Source organism: Burkholderia sp. YIM B11467, assembly GCF_052952715.1.
This window is the reverse complement of sequence record NZ_JBQVSQ010000005.1, coordinates 135,014-152,989: the sequence shown is the minus strand read 5'-3', so window position 1 is coordinate 152,989 and position 17,976 is coordinate 135,014. Positions and strand designations below refer to the sequence as shown.

At 65.6% G+C, this 17,976-nt stretch carries 17 protein-coding genes and 1 pseudogene; 7 read left to right on the top strand and 11 right to left on the bottom strand.

Going from position 1 to position 17,976, the window contains the following annotated elements:
• Positions 1 to 93: 93 nt before the first annotated feature.
• Complete coding sequence (locus tag ACTRWB_RS18890) at positions 94 to 558, bottom strand: RidA family protein (RefSeq protein WP_446902857.1); 465 nt, start codon at positions 556 to 558, stop codon at positions 94 to 96.
• Positions 559 to 796: 238 nt separating this feature from the next.
• On the opposite strand from ACTRWB_RS18890, the gene ACTRWB_RS18885 reads away from it, so the two are divergent.
• Positions 797 to 1,762, top strand: a complete 966-nt coding sequence (locus ACTRWB_RS18885; protein WP_446902856.1) for a LysR substrate-binding domain-containing protein — start codon at positions 797 to 799, stop codon at positions 1,760 to 1,762.
• Between the two features lie 30 nt (positions 1,763 to 1,792).
• Here ACTRWB_RS18885 and ACTRWB_RS18880 read toward each other — a convergent pair whose 3' ends face one another.
• Complete coding sequence (locus ACTRWB_RS18880; RefSeq protein ID WP_193098402.1) at positions 1,793 to 2,500, bottom strand: SDR family NAD(P)-dependent oxidoreductase; 708 nt, start codon at positions 2,498 to 2,500, stop codon at positions 1,793 to 1,795.
• A 517-nt stretch (positions 2,501 to 3,017) separates the two neighbouring features.
• On the opposite strand from ACTRWB_RS18880, the gene ACTRWB_RS18875 reads away from it, so the two are divergent.
• From ACTRWB_RS18875 to ACTRWB_RS18855, 5 genes are all read left to right on the top strand, one after another.
• Entirely contained in the window at positions 3,018 to 3,923 is a 906-nt protein-coding gene (locus ACTRWB_RS18875) for a LysR family transcriptional regulator (RefSeq protein WP_446902855.1), read from the top strand.
• A gap of 94 nt (positions 3,924 to 4,017) precedes the next feature.
• On the top strand, positions 4,018 to 4,452 hold the full coding sequence (locus tag ACTRWB_RS18870) for a MarR family winged helix-turn-helix transcriptional regulator (protein ID WP_446902854.1): 435 nt from the start codon (positions 4,018 to 4,020) through the stop codon (positions 4,450 to 4,452).
• Between the two features lie 118 nt (positions 4,453 to 4,570).
• Positions 4,571 to 6,091, top strand: a complete 1,521-nt coding sequence (locus ACTRWB_RS18865; protein WP_446902853.1) for an efflux transporter outer membrane subunit — start codon at positions 4,571 to 4,573, stop codon at positions 6,089 to 6,091.
• Positions 6,092 to 6,162: 71 nt separating this feature from the next.
• A complete protein-coding gene (locus tag ACTRWB_RS18860; protein WP_446902852.1) occupies positions 6,163 to 7,323 on the top strand; it encodes an HlyD family efflux transporter periplasmic adaptor subunit in 1,161 nt (386 codons plus the stop codon).
• 78 nt (positions 7,324 to 7,401) lie between these two features.
• Positions 7,402 to 8,958, top strand: coding sequence for a DHA2 family efflux MFS transporter permease subunit (locus ACTRWB_RS18855; protein WP_446902851.1), 1,557 nt, complete (start codon positions 7,402 to 7,404; stop codon positions 8,956 to 8,958).
• A gap of 167 nt (positions 8,959 to 9,125) precedes the next feature.
• Here the strand turns inward: ACTRWB_RS18855 and ACTRWB_RS18850 are convergent, their stop codons facing one another.
• The 7 genes from ACTRWB_RS18850 to ACTRWB_RS18820 all read right to left on the bottom strand — a co-directional run bounded on the left by ACTRWB_RS18850 (position 9,126) and on the right by ACTRWB_RS18820 (position 15,387).
• Positions 9,126 to 10,091, bottom strand: coding sequence for a D-2-hydroxyacid dehydrogenase family protein (locus ACTRWB_RS18850; protein WP_446902850.1), 966 nt, complete (start codon positions 10,089 to 10,091; stop codon positions 9,126 to 9,128).
• 34 nt (positions 10,092 to 10,125) lie between these two features.
• On the bottom strand, positions 10,126 to 11,247 hold the full coding sequence (locus ACTRWB_RS18845) for an alkene reductase (RefSeq protein ID WP_446902849.1): 1,122 nt from the start codon (positions 11,245 to 11,247) through the stop codon (positions 10,126 to 10,128).
• A gap of 35 nt (positions 11,248 to 11,282) precedes the next feature.
• Positions 11,283 to 12,005 carry a hypothetical protein gene (locus tag ACTRWB_RS18840; RefSeq protein ID WP_446902848.1) on the bottom strand — a complete coding sequence of 241 codons (723 nt, stop codon included), beginning with the start codon at positions 12,003 to 12,005 and terminating at the stop codon, positions 11,283 to 11,285.
• Positions 12,006 to 12,043: 38 nt separating this feature from the next.
• Entirely contained in the window at positions 12,044 to 12,448 is a 405-nt protein-coding gene (locus ACTRWB_RS18835) for a nuclear transport factor 2 family protein (protein WP_048243174.1), read from the bottom strand.
• A gap of 149 nt (positions 12,449 to 12,597) precedes the next feature.
• A complete protein-coding gene (locus ACTRWB_RS18830) occupies positions 12,598 to 13,359 on the bottom strand; it encodes an SDR family oxidoreductase (protein WP_446902847.1) in 762 nt (253 codons plus the stop codon).
• An 83-nt stretch (positions 13,360 to 13,442) separates the two neighbouring features.
• Positions 13,443 to 14,240, bottom strand: a complete 798-nt coding sequence (locus ACTRWB_RS18825) for an alpha/beta hydrolase (RefSeq protein WP_446902846.1) — start codon at positions 14,238 to 14,240, stop codon at positions 13,443 to 13,445.
• A 142-nt stretch (positions 14,241 to 14,382) separates the two neighbouring features.
• Positions 14,383 to 15,387, bottom strand: a complete 1,005-nt coding sequence (locus ACTRWB_RS18820) for a LysR substrate-binding domain-containing protein (RefSeq protein ID WP_446902845.1) — start codon at positions 15,385 to 15,387, stop codon at positions 14,383 to 14,385.
• 258 nt (positions 15,388 to 15,645) lie between these two features.
• Here ACTRWB_RS18820 and ACTRWB_RS18815 point away from each other — a divergent pair, with 258 nt between their 5' ends.
• The gene (locus tag ACTRWB_RS18815; RefSeq protein WP_446902844.1) at positions 15,646 to 16,302 is read left to right on the top strand and encodes a glutathione S-transferase family protein; all 657 of its coding nucleotides are present in this window, start codon (positions 15,646 to 15,648) and stop codon (positions 16,300 to 16,302) included.
• A 36-nt stretch (positions 16,303 to 16,338) separates the two neighbouring features.
• On the opposite strand, the gene ACTRWB_RS18810 is transcribed toward ACTRWB_RS18815, so the two are convergent.
• Together ACTRWB_RS18810 and ACTRWB_RS18805 are read right to left on the bottom strand one after the other, a co-directional pair.
• On the bottom strand, positions 16,339 to 17,214 hold the full coding sequence (locus ACTRWB_RS18810) for a lipid A biosynthesis lauroyl acyltransferase (RefSeq protein ID WP_343491312.1): 876 nt from the start codon (positions 17,212 to 17,214) through the stop codon (positions 16,339 to 16,341).
• A 113-nt stretch (positions 17,215 to 17,327) separates the two neighbouring features.
• Positions 17,328 to 17,942, bottom strand: a pseudogene (locus ACTRWB_RS18805) (class I SAM-dependent methyltransferase); the annotation flags it as partial.
• Positions 17,943 to 17,976: the final 34 nt, after the last annotated feature.

Below are 17,976 nucleotides of genomic sequence, written 5' to 3'. Positions count from 1 at the left end.
TATCCACGGTAACGGGGCAGGCGATGAAACCCGGGCAGGGCGGGCGAACACGCCCGCGGGAATGGCTTGCGGTCGCGCGGGGCGGCCGATACGTCAGGCCGGGTCGATCTCGGCGATCACGACGAGGATGACGGCCGCGTCGGCCGGCAACTGGCGCTGGGAGAACGCCGAGCGCGCGTGTCCCGCCTTGTCGCCCAACACGGCGGCGAACAGGTCGGACGCGCCGTCGATCACGGCCGGCTGCCCGAAAAATCCGTCCGCCGAACTCACGTGCCCCTCGACGCGCACGATCTTGCGCAGCCGGTCGAACCCGCCCAGATGCTTATGGATCTGCGCGAGCACGTTCAGCGCCGCAAGCCGGGCCGCATGCCGGCCTTCGTCGACGCTCAACTGCTCGCCGACGCGGCCGGTGTAGGCGACTTTGCCGTCGACGAGCGGCAGTTGCCCCGATACGAACAGCAGGTTGCCGGCCTCACTTGCGGCCGTATAGCTGCCGAGCGGTTGCGGCGGTTCGGGTAACGCGAGGCCGAGTTCGGCCAGTTTCTGTTCGACGGTCATGTCGTGCTCCTTGCGGGAAAATGGATCAGGCGATCGGTAGTGCCTGTCAGTCACTCTAGTGATGTGGCCAAAGCCGGTAAATGTCAGCCGCGCAATTGATTCACAACGCGGTGTAACGCATGACGCAACGCGCGCGACGCGCCGATACGGGCCGCGTTCGACCACGTACACTCGCTGGTTTCCCGCGCGATATTCATGCACACTCGTTGCTCCATCGCGCGACGGCAGGAACCGCCCCATGCAACGCAAATTCGACGATCTGCTGCTGGGCAGCATCGAGCTGTTCTGTCTCGCCGCCGAACTCGGCAGCTTCACGCTGGCGGCAACCGCGGCGAGCGTCACGCCGGCCGCGGTCAGCCGGTCGGTGGCGCGGCTCGAGCAACGTCTCGGCGTGCGGCTGTTCGTGCGCACGACACGGCAGATCCGCCTGACCGATTCCGGCCGGCGTTATTTCGAGCAGTGTCGCGATGCGCTGTCGCAACTCGTCGACGCGGAACGCGAAGCGACCGGCCAGCAGGCGACGCCCGCCGGCGTGCTGCGGATCAGCATGCCGACGCCGTACGGGCACTATCGCGTGCTGCCGCTGCTGCCCGCGTTTCGCGAGCGGTATCCGGACGTGCGTGTCGAAACCCACCTGAGCAACCGCAACATCGACTTCGCCGAGGAAGGCTTCGATCTCGCGATCCGCGGCCGCACACCGGCCGATTCGACGCTGGTCGCGCGCAAGCTGGAGGACGCCGAACTCGTGGTCGTCGCGACGCCCGGCTACCTGAAGCGCGCGGGCACGCCGGCCGCCATCGACGATCTGCATGCGCACGAATGCATCCAGTTCGAACTGCCCAGCAGCGGGCGGCCGATTCCCTGGCTGTTCGACGACGGATCGGACGAGATCGAGATCGCGACGACCGGCAACTACAGTGCGTCGGGCGACGTCCTCGCCGGCGTGACGCTCGCGCGCAGCGGCGCGGGCCTGTTCCAGACCTACCGCTTCATCGTCGAACAGGATCTGCGCGCCGGCACGCTCGTCGAGGTGCTGCCCGGCCTTGGCGGCCGGTCGCGGCCGTTCATGCTGCTGTACCCGCATGCGCGCTTTCTGTCGTCGCGCGTGCGCGTGTTCGTCGACTTTCTCGTCGAGCATCTGGAGCGCGCGCCCGCCAGGCAGGCGGGCGGTGCGCGCCCCAAACGCGCCACCGCATCGCGATAGGCACGCCGGCGCGTTCTTTCGACGCTGCACTCAATGCCCGGCGCTCTGGCCGCCGTCGACGTGCAGGATCTCGCCGGTGACGAACGGCGCCGAGTCGAGATAAAGGATCGCGCCGACGATGTCGCTCATCTCGCCCATGCGGCCGACCGGATGCAGCGACGCGAGCGTCGCATGCGTTTCCGGCGCATGCATCGGCGACTTGATGACGCCCGGCGACACGGCATTCACGCGGATGCCGGCCTTCGCATACTCGATCGCGAGCGACTTCGTCGCCGCATTCAATCCGCCTTTCGTCAGCGATGCGAGCACCGACGGCACGTTGCTGTTCGCGTGATCGACCAGGCTCGTCGTGATGCTGACCACGTGGCCGCTGCCGTGCTTTTGCATCGCGGCGATCGCGCGCTGCGTGATGTGGAAGAACCCGTTCAGGTTGACGCTCGTGATCTGCGCGTAGTCGTCCGCGGTGTACTGCGTGAACGGCTTCGCGATGAACACGCCGGCGTTGTTGACGAGCGTGTCGACGCGGCCGAAGCGTTCGATTGCCGCGTCGACCACGCGCCGCGCGACGGCCGGATCGCCGATGTCGCCCGCGACGGTGACGAGATCGGGGTCGTTCGACGGGCCGATCGACCGGGACGTCGCGACGACACGATGGCCGCGTGCGCGGAATGCGTTGACCGTTTCCGCGCCGATGCCTTGCGATGCGCCGGTGACGATGATGACTTTGGATGCGCTCATGACATGCCTCGATAAGTAATGGGTGTTCGGCTTCGGTGCCGACCGGATCGATGAATCCGATGGGCAGACTGTAGGCGTGCCGATCGCGATTTCGAACACCCACCGTGGAGCAACAGTCTTGCGTCGGGGGAACAAATGGGGGGAGGGAGGGTTTGAAGCGGGGCGCGCGCACGGTCGAAATACGGCCGACACCGGCCCCGATTTGCCCGTCACGGAACACGCAGTTGGATAAATTCATCCGCCTATCCGGATAACTTTTCTTATCACAATAGTGCTATCGAAAATCCAAACTCGTCATTTCACAAACGCGTCTGACGTCTCCACCCAGACCATTCCGATGCGACCCATGATCGATTCGAGGGCAGGGAAGCGGTCTTCGACAGCCCGCCTGCATCGGCCCGGCGGTCCGGTTTTGCTATATTTCGGCGAACAAGCCTGCAACACCGTCTCGCGTCACAAGCCCCCTTGAAGCGCGCCGATGTTGCGTCTGACCTCTACCCGTTCTCGAGATGCGGCCATGGATTACATCGAAAGCATGCGTATTTTTCGGACGGTGGTGGAACTGAAGAGCTTCACCCGCGCAGCCGATCATCACGGCATGGCGCCGCCGGCCGTATCGCGGGCGATCTCGGCCCTCGAGCAGCGGATGGGGTGCCGGCTGTTGAACCGGACGACCCGCCGGATATCGCTCACGGAAGCCGCCGAGCGGTTCTACGAAAGCTGCGTGCGCATTCTCGAAGAGGTGGATACGGTCGAGGCGGCGGTCGCGAACCAGACGCGGGAGGCCCAGGGTGTGTTGCGCCTGGTCGCGCATGCGACCGCGACGATCCACCGGCTCGTCCCGCTCATTGCCGGATTCAAGCGGGCCCATCCGAAGGTCACGCTCGACGTGACGCTGACGGAACGGCCGGTCGACCTGGTCGGCGAAGGGTACGACCTGGGCATCGTCGTGCCCTTCATGCTGATGAGCGAAACGACCGTCATCCGGGTGCTCGACCGGATTCCGATCGTCCTCGTTGCAACGCCCGACTACCTGAAGGCCAGCTCGACCCCCACGCATCCGTCGGATCTGGCCAGCCACCATTTCGTGCCGCTGTCGGCGTCGATCCGCCGTCCCGACCTCCGCTTCCGCATCGACGAAGAGGAGTTCGCCGTTGCGCTGAGCTTCGACATTTCGTCCAACAGTCCCGCGTTCAACCGCGAAATGGCGCTGCAGGGGCTGGGCATCGGCATCACGCCGCTGGCGCTGGTCGAAAGCGACCTGGCGTCCGGCAGGCTGGTGCGGCTGCTTGCCGAGTTCCCGCTGATCGACGAGAGCATCGAGCTTCAACTCGCTTACAGCAACCGGACGCTGCTGCCCGCCAAGGTCCGCGCGTTCATCGACCACGCGGTCGATTTCTTCGAAACATCGAAAACCCGGTAAGCCGCAATCCGCGCGCCATTACTGCACCCGGCGACAACAATCTGATAACCCGCCTGCCATCGCCCCGTGGCAGGCCGCGCACTACGCTGTGCGCATGCACTCAATCGACCTCCTCGACGACGACTGTTTCGCGCTTCGCCAGGCTTCGCGGCATATCTCGAAGCTCTACGAGCACCACCTGTCCGCCGTCGGCATCACGCCCACGCAGTTCAGCATCCTCGGCACGCTCGGCCTGAGGGCCGGCCTGACGATGGCCGAACTCGCGAAAGCGATGGTGATGGACAGAACGACGCTGGTGCGCGCCCTCAAGCCGTTGCTGCGGCGCGGGCTGGTGGCGGCGCCCGCCGAAGGGAAGCGCCATCGGCGGCTCCAGGTCGTATTGACCACGCATGGATCGAAGAAGCTCGATGAAGCCGCCGTCCATTGGGCGAGGGCGCAGGCGAGCTTCGAACGCGAATTCGGCTCGCAACAGGCGGCATATCTGCGTCGCGAACTGTTTCGCATGACGCACGACACGTCAGACAGTTAGCCGCCCCGACAACTCATTCATGCCGTTCCAGACATTGATGCACGACTGCCGGATCGCCAACTTGTGCATATGCACTCATTAATCGTTCGATGACTTGATGACTCAGGGAAACATGGAAATGGAAACGATGACGTATCACTCGCTCCCCCGGCCGCAGTCGGGCGTTCGTAAGGGATGGATCGCCGCCGCGGCGCTGGCGTTCAGCCTGGCCGGCTGCGTGAACTACGCGGGCATCAAGAGCGACAAGCAGATGGCGGCCCCGACGCAGTTCGCGTCGACCGAGAGCCTGCCGGCCGAAGGCGGCAAGTGGCCGGCGATGAACTGGGCCAGCCAGTTCAGCGATCCGCAACTGCCGGCGCTGATCGACGAAGCGTTGCGCGGCAACCCGACGATCGACCAGGCGCATGCGCGGATCGAGAAGGCGTCGGCCTATATCGGCACCGCGCGATCCGCCCTCTATCCGAATGCGAACGGCAGCTACACGTGGACGCGCCAGCGCTACACCGAAAACGGCATCGTGCCGCCGCCATACGGCGGCTCGTGGCAGAGCGAGAACAGCCTGCTGGCGAGCGTGTCGTGGGATCTCGACCTGTGGGGCAAGAACCGCGAGCGGCTGCGTCAGGCCGTCTCCAGTGAAAAGGTGGCGGACGCGGAAGCCGAGGAGGTGCGCATCACGCTCGCCGCGTCGGTAGCGAGCACCTACAACCAGCTCGCGCTGCTCTACGCGCTGCGCGACATCCAGGTTCGCGAAGTGTCGAACCGCGAGACGATTTCGCACCTCACCGAAGGCCGCGTCAATGCGGGCCTCGACAGCAACGTGGAGCGGCAGACCGCGTACGGCGAAACCGCGACGAGCCGTTCCAGCGTCAGCGATCTCGACGGCCAGATCAAGACGGTGCGCTACCAGCTGGGCGCGCTGCTCGGCGCGGGCCCGGATCGCGGCCTCGCGATCGCCGTGCCGGCGCTGCATGGCGGCGACGTCGTCGCGCTGCCCGACAATCTGCCGGCCGACCTGCTGTCGCGCCGGCCCGACATCGTCGCGGCCTACTGGAAGGTGGACGCGGCCGTTCACGACGTGAAGGAAGCCAAGGCCGAGTTCTACCCCGACGTCAATCTGTCGCTGGCGGCCGGGCTCGACGCGTTCGGCTGGGGCCGTTTCCTGACGGCCGGCAGCGGGCAGTTCCAGGCGGCCCCGGCCATTCACCTGCCGATCTTCGACGCCGGCGCGCTACGCGCGCAACTGAAGGGTCGTTATGCGGACTTCGACTACGACGTCGCGACCTACAACCAGACGCTGATCGGCGCGCTGTCCGACGTCGCCACGCAGGTCACGCAGATCCGCTCGACCGATCTCCAACTGGTCGATGCGCGCAAGGCGCTGGATGCGCAAACCACCGCCTATCAACTGGCGATCGCCCGCTACCGCGCAGGGCTGAACCCGCAACTGCAGGTGCTGAACGCGGACGACAACCGGCTGGCGGCCGAGACGGCCGTCGTCAATCTCGAGATGGGCCGTCGCAGCCAGCAGATCGGGCTGATCAAGGCACTCGGCGGCGGCTTCGATGCGTCGCATGCCGGTCTCGCGGCGAGTGCCGAAACGCCGATTCCCGCGCCGTCGCACCCCGTGGCGTCGAACTGATCGATTGATTCGGCGGCTCTCGCGCACGCCGAACGGAAAACCTTGAACCTCAACCTTGACTGGAGCCATTCATGAACACCCCCGATTCACAGCCGACCGACGACGCACCGAAGCAACCGGGCAAGCGCCGCGCGCTGCTCGCACTGGTCGCCGCGTCCCTCGGGATCGCCGGCGCCGCCTACGGCGCCTATTACTTCCTCGACGCGCGTTATCACGTCGATACCGATGACGCTTACGTCAACGGCAACGTCGTACAGATCACGCCGCAGGTATCGGGCACGGTCATCGCGGTGAACGCGGACAACACGCAGATCGTAAAGGCCGGCGAGCCGCTCGTGCAGATCGATCCCGCCGACGCGAAGATCGCGCTGCAGCAGGCGGAAGCGAATCTCGGCCAGACCGTGCGCAAGGTTCACGGCCTGTATGTCGACGACGACAAGTACCGCGCGAACATCGCGGAGCGCCAGTCCGATCTCGCGAAGGCGCAGGACGACCTGCGGCGCCGCCAGTCGACGGGCATGACGGGCGCGGTGTCGGAGGAAGACATCTCGCATGCGCGGGACGCCGTGCGGTCGGCGCAGGCCGCGCTCGACGCCGCGAAGCAGCAGCTCGGCTCGAATCGCGCGCTGACGTCGAACACGACCGTCGACCAGCATCCGGACGTGATGGCGAGCGCCGCGCGCGTTCGCGACGCGTACCTGGCCTATTCGCGCACGACGCTGCCGGCGCCGGTCACCGGCTACATCGCGCAGCGCTCGGTCCAGGTCGGCCAGCGCGTGTCGCCGGGGGCCGCGCTGATGTCGGTCGTGCCGCTGAACCAGGTGTGGGTCGACGCGAACTTCAAGGAGTGGCAACTGCGCCACATCCGCATCGGGCAGCCGGTCGAGCTGACGGCGGATGTCTACGGCTCGTCGGCCGTCTACCACGGCAAGGTGGTGGGCTTCACGCCGGGCACCGGGTCGGCGCTCGCGCTGCTGCCCGCGCAGAACGCGACGGGCAACTGGATCAAGGTCGTGCAGCGGTTGCCGGTGCGGATCGAGATTCCGCCGGAGGAGCTGGAAAAGCATCCGTTGCGCGTGGGGCTGTCGATGAATGTCGACGTCAACGTGAAGGAGCAGCGCAGCGCCGGCCCGGAAACCGATCCGCCGTCGATCGACAAGACCGACGTGTTCGCGAAATACGGCGATCAGGCCGATGCCGCGATCGCCGACATCATCGCCGCCAACAAATGACCTCCCGACGCCCGGCGAACGCGCGTGCGAAGCAGCCTGCGCCCGCGTCGCCGGCCCGACCGTAACCGGATTATCACCATGACCGCCAATCAATCGAATCCTCCTCCGCTGACGGGGACGGCACTCGCACTGGGCTCGTTGAGCGTGGGCCTCGCGGGTTTCATGACCGTCCTCGATTCCTCGATCGCCAACGTCGCGATTCCCACCATCTCGGGCAACCTCGGCGTATCGGTCGACGAGGGCACCTGGGTCATCACCGTCTTTGCCGCGGCGAATTCCGTCGCGATCCCGCTGACCGGCTGGCTCACGCAGCGGCTCGGGCAGGTCAAGCTGTTCGTCGGCTCGATCCTGCTGTTCGTGCTCGCATCGTGGCTGTGCGGCATCGCGCCGTCGCTGCCGTTCCTGTTGGGGGCGCGCGTGCTGCAAGGCCTCGTGGCGGGGCCGCTGATCCCGATGTCGCAGGCGCTGCTGCTCAGTTCGTGGCCGAAGGCGAAATCGTCGCTGGCGTTATCGCTGTTCTCGATGATCGTCGTGACCGGGCCGATCGTCGGGCCGTCGCTCGGCGGCTGGGTCACCGACAGCTACGCGTGGTCGTGGATCTTCTACATCAATATCCCGGTCGGGTTGTTCGCGGCCACGATGGTCTGGTTCCTGTACCGCAAGCGCGACACGCCCACCCGGAAACTGCCGATCGACTTCGTGGGGCTGACCTTGCTGATCGTCTGGGTCGCGTCGCTCCAGGTGATGCTCGACAAGGGCAAGGATCTCGACTGGTTCTCGTCGAGCACGATCGTGATCCTGACCATCGTCGCGGTCGTGGGCCTCGTGCTGTTCATCATCTGGGAGCTGACCGACAAGAATCCAGTCGTCGACCTCACGCTCTTCAAGCAGCGCAACTTCCTCGGCGGCACGATTTCGATCGCGATCGCCTACGGGATCTTCTTCGGCACGCTCGTACTGCTGCCGCAGTGGATGCAGGAATATCTCGGCTACCGCGCCGTCGACTCGGGGCTCGCGACGGCACCGCTCGGCATCTTCGCGGTGATCGGCGCGCCGATCATGGGCAAGCTCCTGCCGCGTTCGGACGCACGCATCATCGGCACGCTCGCGTTCGTCGGCTTCGCGATCGTCTATTACATGCGCACGTTCTTCTTCACGGACATCAGCGAGGGCTACATCATCCTGCCGACCCTGCTGCAGGGTATCCCGATGGCGCTGTTCTTCGCGCCGCTGACCGTGATCATCCTGTCGGGTCAGCCGCCTGAAAAGGTGCCGGCCGCGGCAGGCCTGTCGACCTTCGCGCGGATGTTCTTCGGCGGCATCGGCACGTCGCTCGCGGGCGTCGTGTGGAACAACCGGACGATCATGCACCACGAGATCCTGACGCAGCAATCGAGCCCGACCAACCCGCTCTTCAATACGCAGATGGACAGCTACCATTCGCTGCTCGGCCTCGGCCAGGGATCGTCGTATGCGTTGTTCGACCACGTCGTGCAGTCGCAGTCGGCAATGCTCGGGCTGAACGACGTGTTCTACGGCGCGGCGGTCGTGATGATCCTGATCATCCCGCTCATCTGGATCACCAAGCCAGGCAAGGCAAGCGGGTCGAGCGACGCTGCGGCAGCCGCGCATTGAAAGGGGGAGGGCAGGCGTTCGGCGGTGATGCTTCTGTCGGTCGAACGCCGAACGCCGAATGAAGGCCGATGCATTGAAAGGCCGCGCCCGAATCGGGGCGCGGCCTTTCGTTTCTGTCAGGTCTTTCGCATCAGGTCATGCAGCGCATGCGCCGGGTTTACCGAAAGTCATGGAAGCGCAGGGGATTGCGTCTGGTCGAGCCATGCGACGATGTTGCGCACGGTATCGCCGTAGAAAGTCTCGTAGAGCTCGCGCGTCACATAGCCGATATGCGGTGTGGCAAGCACGTTGTCGAGCGAGCGCAACGGGTTCGCCGGTTCCAGCGGCTCGGTATCGTAGACATCGATCGCGGCCCCGGCGATCTGCCCGCTCTTCAGCGCGGCGAGCAACGCAGCCGTATCGACGATGGGGCCGCGCGACGTATTGACGAGGCGGCTCGTGGGTTTCATCCGGCCGAGTTCGGCGGCGCCGACCAGGCCTCGCGTCCGCTCGCTCAGGCGGACGTGGATCGACAGAAAGTCGGACGACGAGAACAGTTCATCCTTGCCGACCCGCTGCACGCCTTTCGATTCGGCGCGCTCCGCCGTCAGGTTCTGACTCCACGCGATCACGTTCATGCCGAACGCGCGGCCGATCACGCCGACGGCCGAACCGACCCTGCCGAGCCCGAGCAGGCCCAGCGTCTTGCCGGCAAGCTCCGTGCCGAGCGAGACCTGCCACCCGCCGTCGCGCACCGACCGGTTCTCGACGGCAAGGTTGCGGGCCAGGCCCAGAATCATGGCCCACGTGAATTCGATGGTCGGCGCGGACCGATATCCGGTGTGAACGACCTTCACGTTCCGCTCGGCGGCCGCCGCTTCATCGATCGAAGCGTTGCCGGCTCCGGTCGACGCGATCAGCTTGAGATGGGGCAACTGTTCGATGATCGCGCGCGTGAGCGGCGTGCGCTCGCGCATCACGCACAGCACGTCGAACGGCTTCAGGCGCTCGACGAGCCGGGCGTCGTCCGCCACGTGGTCGTTGAAAACCGTGAGGTTCGCACGACCCTGCAACACGGACCAATCGGCCAGGTCGAGCGCAATGTTCTGGTAATCGTCGAGTATCGCGACGTTGACGGGCGACGCATGTGACATGAATGTTCTCCTTCGATGACACCCCGTCGCCGCATCACGCCGGTAGCGTCTGCAGCGCAGGATAGTCGGTGTAACCGTGGGCTGTCGAGCCATAGACCGTCGGCCAGACGACTTCGGCCAGCGGTGCATCGGTCGCGAAGCGTTCCGGCAGATCCGGATTGGCGATGAACGGGCGGCCGAAGGCCACCATGTCGACCAGCCCCGCGTCGATGAGACGGTTGCCGTTCACGCGATCGAGATCGACGTTGGCGATGATCTTGCCGCGGTAGAGGCCGCGGAAATGGCGGAACATCCCGTCGCCGGCCAGACCGGCCAGCGGCGTGGCCGACAGGTCGGTCATCGCGCCCATCAGCAGCAGATGGGACAGATCGAATTCGTTGAGCCGGCCGATCACGTAGTCGGATGTCGCGAGGGTCTCGTCGGTGGAAACGAATGCGCCCGTTTCGGACGTCGCCGGCCCGGTCTTGATCCCCGTCCGCTGTGCGCCGGCTGCCTCGACCACGGTTTCGACGACCTCGAACAGGAAGCGTGCGCGGTTCTCGACCGAGCCGCCGTATTCATCGGTACGCAGGTTGGTGCGAACGTTGAGGAACTGGTTGAACAGGTAGTGGTATCCGCCCTGGATCTGCACGCCGTCAAAGCCGGCCGCGATCGCGTTGCGCGCTGCCCGGCCAAAATCGGCGACCGTGCGCCGGATTTCGTCCCGGGTCATCGGACGCGGCACGACGGTGTCCTTGCGGCCGAACGCAGTCACGCTCTGCTGTTCCGGATTGACCGCGGAAGCGGATGGCGGCGCCGCGCCGCCGAGGAAATCCGGATGCCCGATCGAACCCGTATGCCAGAGTTGCGCGACGATACGGCCGCCCGCGCGATGCACGGCATCCGTCACCACGCGCCAGCCGCGCACCTGCGCGTCGCTCCACAGGCCCGGAACGTCGGCCCATCCGAAACCGTCGGCGCTCACGAAAACCCCTTCGCTGACGATCAGCCCCGCGGACGCGCGCTGCGCATAATAATCGGCGTGCAGCGCGGTCGGCGCATGCTCGGGATTCGCGGCCCGCATGCGCGTGAGCGGCGCCATGACGATGCGGTTGGGCAGATCGAGATCTCCCATGCGAATCGGTTCGAGCAACGGCTGGCGGGTCTGGTTTTTCATGAAAATCTCCGGCGAAAGTGAAGGGCGTCACACGCTTATTCGGTGTGGAAATCGATGCTGCGGAAATCGATCGACACCAGCAGCGGTTCGTCGATCTTTTGCATCGTGTCGTCGTACGCAAACACCCGGCGCGACATCGGCACCATCACACCGCGGACATTGCGGTAGCCGGACGCGTAGTTCGCGCCGCGCGCACCTCCCATCACGTCCACCGTGTAATCGTGGCGGCGCAGCAATCCGTCCTCGCCGAAGTAGGACACCTGCTCGCGACTGTGGCTCGCGATCGTTTCCGGGAACGTGACTTTCAGGCGCCGCCAGGTTTCGCCGTTCTCGTGCCAGTCGGGCAGTTCTTCCGTCCGGAAACCCGGGCGGGCGTAGAGAAACGGAATGGTCAGGTAGGTCCAGAGCGCGTAACCGGTGAAGTACAGCGCATGCAGGCGATCCCAACGGGTTGGCTGGGTATGGCCTTGATACGCGTCGCGCGGCGTGCGCCGTTCTTCGCGTGCCGCGCCGTTCAGCGCACCGATACCAACGACGTCCGGCTCGAACGTGCCGCGCCAGCCGCCGGCCCTCGACGTGATGGCGACGTGCTGGTGCCGCAGGTCGGCCGCCAGTTCGATACCCTGGAACAGGTCGGGCTGGCCTTTCAGATGCCAGACGGCGCCCCCGATATCGAGTTCCGCCGAAACCGTGCGAAACCTGTCCCAGTTGTCGATCCCGCCATGCGCGTGGATGGCCTGTTCGAGCAGCGTACTCATTGCGTCCTCCGTGGGTTGAGCGGCCTGTCGCGAGCGCGTTAGCGCTCGTCGCCGAACGTGTCGCCGAACATCGGATGGCCGCCGGCGGATTCGCTGCGCGCCGCTTCGTTCTGCAGCACGTCCCAATGCTCGACCAGCTTGCCGTTCTCGATCCGCAGGATATCCATCGCGATCAGCGCGGTGGGCGTGGCCGAGTTGCTGTAGCGGCTGTGCACCCACACGAAATCGCCGTTGGCGGCCACCATGTCGTACTCGAAACGCAGGTCGGGCATCGAGTCGACGAGACCGAACAGGCCGTCGCGGCCGGCCGGCACGTGCTGGCTGTGCTGGATGTACGCATCGGACCAGAACTGCGCGGCCTTGTCGTAATCCTTCTTGTTGAACAACGTGTCGAGCGCGTCGAGAACGAACGCGATATTCTTTTCTTCCAGTGCTTTTGACATGATTCGGACTCCGATGATTCGAGGTGTCGTTTCGTTCGTTCCGGTTGGCTTTCGCCCGGGCTCGAGGGTCCGAAACGACACCGCAGGGTGAATGAAAAAGCGTCTTCAGTACATCTTCCCGCGCCGCGAAGAGAGGGCGCTTGCTGCTGTCATGCGACGGGAATCGGGTTGTCCGCGATGAACTGGTTGAACTGCTCGACGAACGCGTGTTCGTTCGGCCCCGCGTTGTCGCGCAACGGCTTGCCTGCCTCGACGACCACCTCCGTCGTCGCGGTTTCGAGCAGCTTGAGCGTCTCGGCAACGAACGTGTCGACCGGCATCGCGCGCGGGTCGCCGCTCTTGTGCACGAGGTCGGTGTCGACCCACGGCGGCGCGATTTCGAGCACGCGCACGCTGGTGTCGCGCAGCGCGAAACGCTGCGACAGCGTGTACGAATGGATCGCGGCCTTTGTCGCCGAGTAGAGGGCCGTAGCCGCGAGCGGCACATACGCGAGCACCGAGCTGTTGTTGATGATCGTCGCGTCGGGCTGCTGCTTCAGGTGCTCGACGAACGCCGCGCTCACGCGCACGGGGCCGAGCAGGTTCGTCGTGACGAGCTGCACCGCCTGTTCGTCGTCGAGCGGCCCGCCGGCATCGTCGAACGGCATGATGCCCGCGTTGTTGATCACGACGTTCAGCGCCGGATAACGCTCGATCAGTTGCGCGGCCACCGTGCGGATCTGCGCCGCGTCGCCGATATCGAGCTCGACCGTGTCGATGCCGGGGTTCTGCCGCGCGATTTCATCGAGCAGCGCCTTGCGCCGGCCCGCGACGATGACCTTGTTGCCGCGCCGGTGGAGGGCTTCCGCCAGCGCACGGCCGATACCCGACGTGCCGCCGGTGATGAAGAGGGTGTTTCCGCTGAGTTTCATGATGCGTGCTCCTGAGTGGGTGAAGATCGATCAAGGGACTTCGAATACGCTGTACACAAGGCCGTCGTGAAAGCGATGGCCGGTCAACTGCCCGCAAGCTGGCGCTGCAGGAAACCGCTGGCCGCGAGCAGCGTCGGCGCATGCGTCGCGATGCCGGCGCGCGTCGTGCCGGCAAAACGCGCACATTCCGTAGGGACGCCCGCGGCGATCAACGACGCGGCGTAATGTTCGGCTTCGATATGCAGCGGGTCGTGCTCGACCGTGGCGATGAACGTGGCTGGCAGATGGGCGAGGCGGCACGATTCGAGCGGTGCGGCATACGGATGAACGCGCTGCGACAGCGTCGGCAGATACGCGCGGTAGCTGGCGGCCAGCGTGTCGATCGCGGATGCCGCGTGCATCGCGTCCCGGCCGATGCGCGTCATGCTCGGGTCGAGCAGCGGGGCGAGCAGCACCTGCGCACGGATGCCGGCGTCGCCGCGGTCGCGCGCAATCGCGGCAAGGCCGGTGGCGATATTCGCGCCGGCGTCGTGGCCGGCGACGGCCATCTGCCGCTTGTCCGCACGCATCGCCCTGGCTTCCGCGCGCACCCACTGCAACGCACGATGCGCGTCTTCCACCGCATTCGGAAACGGGAAGGCCGGGGCGAGCGAGTAGCCGACGGACAGCACCCATGCACGCGCCTGCAACGCGAGCGTCTCGCAGACGGCATTCGTGTCGTCGAGCGAGCCGGCGGTAAACAGGCCGCCGTGGAAATAGAGGACGATCGAGAGCGGGTGCCGGTGCGTCGACGGCCGGAAGCTGCGCACGTCGATCGGCTGGCTGTAGCCGGCGATACGCGCTTCTTCGACCAGCAAACCTGAAAGGGAAACGGTAGACATACCAGTCAACGCGGCTGCGTTCTCATGTGCTTGAACAATGAACGCATTCTGGTTGTTACCGCGGAACGGATAAATCTCGTGTTTGCCGCAACAGTGTTCTCTCCGCGAGAACAATGCGGCAGCCTTTGCCGGCGGGGCCTGGCTACGCTATCGGCTCTTCCTCGTCATCGTCCGGGTCGAGCGCGTCGCCATCCTGTGCGTCGATGCTGACCGGGCCGCAGCGCGCATCCGCCTCGGGCGTGCTGGACAGCCGCGGATCGTTGCGGAACAGCTCGGCGATCCAGTCGACGAACGCGCGCACGGTGGCGGAGAGGTGGCGATTGTGCGGATAGACCGCGGAGATCGGCAGCGGCAGGGGTTTCCATTGCGACAGGATCTCGACCAGCGCACCCGATTCGAGGTGCGGCAGCGCGAGGAAACGGGCGCCCTGGACGATGCCGAGGCCCTTCAGCGCACCGCTCAGATAGGCCTCGGCGTCGTTCACGGCAATGGGGCCGCGCATCCTCACCTCGACCGCTTTGCCGTCGACGTCGAACGTGAGCGGCATGATCCGCCCCGTGCGCCCCCAGTAATAGTTCACGGTACGGTGATCGGCGAGTTCTTCGAGTGTCTGCGGGGTGCCGGATTGTTCGAGATAGCCGGGGCTCGCGACGGTCACGCCCTGATAGATGCCGACGCGTCGCGCCACGAGCGACGAATCCTGCAGCGTGCCGATCCGCACCACGCAGTCGATGCCTTCCTGGACCAGGTCCAGCGGCTTGTCGCCGAGGCCGAGCATCAGGTCGATGTCCGGATAGCGCGCATGAAAATCGCTCAGCGCGGGCATGACGATGACGCGCCCGAGCGCGCCGGGCATGTCTACCCGCAGCCTGCCGCGCGGCGAGCGCTCCTTGCCGAGAAACGAATTCTCGATGTCGTCGAGATCCGCGAGCACGCGCACGCATCGCTCGTAATAGGCCGCGCCGTCCGCCGTGAGGTTCAGGCTGCGCGTGGTGCGCTGCAGCAGCCGGGCTTTCAGGTGCGCTTCGAGGCTCTGGACGATCACGGTCACGCGCCCGCGTGTCAGGTCCATCGTCTCGGCCGCACGCGTGAAGCTTTTCGTTTCCACGACGCGGGCGAATACTCTCATGGCCAACACGATATCCATGACGCGAACCTTCCAGAACGACGCGTTGAAAATTCATGAAGCCGCCGTCGCGTTCGATACGCACGGGAGGCCGCAACCCGGGCCGTTACGCCCAGCGCGCAGTCTAAACCGCGGCAGGAAAGGCCGCTACACGCCACGGCGGCTACGCGATTGCCCGACTGGTCGGCAGCCGCTGCGCGCGTGCAGGTTGAGCGTGAATGAATTGACTTAAACTGGATTTCGCCAAGTCGTTCAACCGATGTCCGTGGAGCGTGCGCGATGAAACTGGTGGGTCCGTGGTTGTCCGGGTACACGCGCCGTGCCGGCGTGACCTTGAATCTGCTGAACATTCCGTTCGAGCATCTGCCTTATCACGCATACCTGCAACCGGAGCGCGTCGCGGCATTCAGCCCGATGAAGCGGGTCCCGGCGCTGCAACTGGACGACGGGCAGGTGCTCATCGACAGCGGCGCGATCGTCGATTATCTCGACAGCCTCGTCCCGGCCGAGCAACGCCTGATGCCTGCCGGCGGCCCGGAGCGGGTGCGCGCGATGCAGCTCGTCAGCTATGCGGCGGCTTGTTACGACAAGCTGGCGCGCTATTGCGACGAACTGATGCTGCGCCCCGAATCTCACCGGCTGCCGCATCTGCAGGCCGGCTACCTGGAGCAGATGCAGGCCGGCTTCGGCGTACTGAATGCAGCGCATGCAGAACCGTGGTTGCTCGGCGCACGCATTTCGCAAGCCGACATCATGACGGTCATCGCGTTTCAGAGTGCCGCGGTCGTCATGCCGCACGCGATCACTGGCGATGCCTTCCCGCAACTGGCGCGTCTCGCACAGCGAGCGATGCAGTCGACGGCGTTTTCGTCGACGGTTCCCGACCTGAGCGATCTGCAAGCGTCCGGGCTGGTCGGCACGAACGGCGGCGTATGACGGCCGCGGCCACCGGCCGTGCCGCTCACGCAGCCGTCAATAAACGCCTGGCTCGCCGGCCGGACGATGCTTGAAGCGCCGGTGCACCCAGTAGTACTGCTCGGGAAATCGCAGGATCTGCGCTTCGAGAAACGCATTCATCGTGCGCGCGTCGATCGACTCGCTATCGGTCGGATAACTGCCGAGCGGTTCGAAGATGGTCAGCTTGTAGCCGCGAAAGTCCGGCAGCACTTCGGTCACGAACGGCACGACCCGCGCGCCGCTCAGCTTCGCCAGCCGCGATACCGACGTCAGCGTGCAGGCCTGCACGCCGAACAGCGGCGCGAACACCGAACCTGTCGTGCCGTGATCCATGTCCGCGGCGAGCATCACCGGGGTGCCCGCGCGCAGCAGCCTGACGAGGTGTTTCGCGCTCGCGCTGCGTTCGATCATCTCGGCGCCGAAGCGTCCGCGCTGACGCTTGGCGAGATCGCACATGCGACGGTTCGACATGCGCGTGTAGAGCGCCGCCACGGGCAGCGACGACGAATAGAGCATGCAGCCCACCTCGATGCCGACGAAGTGAAAACCCATGAAGATCGTCGGCGGCGCATCCGGATCGTGGAGATCGATGTGGCTGTCCAGTTCGACCAGCCGATTGATCGAGCGCGCGCTGCCGAACCACTGGAAGCCGCGCTCCAGGTAGCTCCGCACGACATGTTCGAAATGGGCACGCGCGAGCACGTCGCGTTCCGCGTCGGTCTTCAGCGGAAAGCAGAGCTGCAGGTTCACATGCACCACGTGTTTGCGGCGGCTCGGTATGCGGTAAAGCGCGGCGCCGATGCCGCTGCCGGTTCGCGCGACCAGCGCGTACGGAAGAATGGCCAGGAGCCGTAGCAGGCCGAGCATCAGCCAGTACCCGAGAGCGTTCATGATGATGGACTTCCGTCTGTTGACTGCCCGGCGCCGCTCGAGTCGAGTGATGGTGTACGGGAGAATCGGGTTGTGTCGAGGCTGGTTGAAGAAGTGGCTTGCGCGACTACCTCTGACAGAGGCCGCGTGCCAGGCCGCTGGTGGCCGGCCGCATCGAACCGACGTTCGAAGCGATACACGAAGGCGGGCGGGAAGTTCATCCACGCGATGCCGACTCGGACTGCGCGAAGGCGCATAGCCTCCAGATAACGCGCCGGGATCGGACAGCGCGGCACATACGTGAATTGGTAGAACGCACCACCGGCAGCCAGGTGGCGCGCGAAGGCGCAGTGAACGATCGCGACGGCCTGTTCGACCGGCATCGCGACGAGTGGCAATCCGCTCACAATAACATGGGCGCGCTCCCCGCCGAAGAAATCCCCCGTCATGCCGAGCTGGGCCGCATCCATCTGCATGATCCGCAGCGCGGGAAACTGATGCCGCAAGGCGTTCGCGAAGGCCGGATCGGCTTCCACCAGCACCAGCCTGTCGCTCGCGACGCCGCGTGCGAGCAGTGCGCGCGTGAACACGCCGGTGCCCGCACCGAGTTCGATCACGGATGCGCCGCCGCGCGGAATGTGCGCGGTAATCAGTGCGGCGAGCGCCGGGCCGGACGGCGCAAGCGCGCCGACCCGGCGCGGATGGCGCAACCAGGACCGCAGGAACAACATCCATTCGGGGATTCGCATCGACAAGCTCCTGGCGGAATCGATCGGTAACTGA

Bases quoted from the DNA above. Each gene is read 5' to 3' on its own strand.
- ACTRWB_RS18855 (WP_446902851.1), top strand. From the start codon at position 7,402: ATGACCGCCAATCAATCGAATCCTCCTCCGCTGACGGGGACGGCACTC.
- ACTRWB_RS18880 (WP_193098402.1), bottom strand. From the start codon at position 2,500: ATGAGCGCATCCAAAGTCATCATCGTCACCGGCGCATCGCAAGGCATC.
- ACTRWB_RS18810 (WP_343491312.1), bottom strand. From the start codon at position 17,214: ATGAACGCTCTCGGGTACTGGCTGATGCTCGGCCTGCTACGGCTCCTG.
- ACTRWB_RS18865 (WP_446902853.1), top strand. From the start codon at position 4,571: ATGGAAACGATGACGTATCACTCGCTCCCCCGGCCGCAGTCGGGCGTT.
- ACTRWB_RS18875 (WP_446902855.1), top strand. From the start codon at position 3,018: ATGGATTACATCGAAAGCATGCGTATTTTTCGGACGGTGGTGGAACTG.
- ACTRWB_RS18815 (WP_446902844.1), top strand. From the start codon at position 15,646: ATGAAACTGGTGGGTCCGTGGTTGTCCGGGTACACGCGCCGTGCCGGC.
- ACTRWB_RS18845 (WP_446902849.1), bottom strand. From the start codon at position 11,247: ATGAAAAACCAGACCCGCCAGCCGTTGCTCGAACCGATTCGCATGGGA.
- ACTRWB_RS18835 (WP_048243174.1), bottom strand. From the start codon at position 12,448: ATGTCAAAAGCACTGGAAGAAAAGAATATCGCGTTCGTTCTCGACGCG.
- ACTRWB_RS18890 (WP_446902857.1), bottom strand. From the start codon at position 558: ATGACCGTCGAACAGAAACTGGCCGAACTCGGCCTCGCGTTACCCGAA.
- ACTRWB_RS18825 (WP_446902846.1), bottom strand. From the start codon at position 14,240: ATGTCTACCGTTTCCCTTTCAGGTTTGCTGGTCGAAGAAGCGCGTATC.
- ACTRWB_RS18860 (WP_446902852.1), top strand. From the start codon at position 6,163: ATGAACACCCCCGATTCACAGCCGACCGACGACGCACCGAAGCAACCG.
- ACTRWB_RS18870 (WP_446902854.1), top strand. From the start codon at position 4,018: ATGCACTCAATCGACCTCCTCGACGACGACTGTTTCGCGCTTCGCCAG.
- ACTRWB_RS18850 (WP_446902850.1), bottom strand. From the start codon at position 10,091: ATGTCACATGCGTCGCCCGTCAACGTCGCGATACTCGACGATTACCAG.
- ACTRWB_RS18820 (WP_446902845.1), bottom strand. From the start codon at position 15,387: ATGGATATCGTGTTGGCCATGAGAGTATTCGCCCGCGTCGTGGAAACG.
- ACTRWB_RS18830 (WP_446902847.1), bottom strand. From the start codon at position 13,359: ATGAAACTCAGCGGAAACACCCTCTTCATCACCGGCGGCACGTCGGGT.
- ACTRWB_RS18840 (WP_446902848.1), bottom strand. From the start codon at position 12,005: ATGAGTACGCTGCTCGAACAGGCCATCCACGCGCATGGCGGGATCGAC.
- ACTRWB_RS18885 (WP_446902856.1), top strand. From the start codon at position 797: ATGCAACGCAAATTCGACGATCTGCTGCTGGGCAGCATCGAGCTGTTC.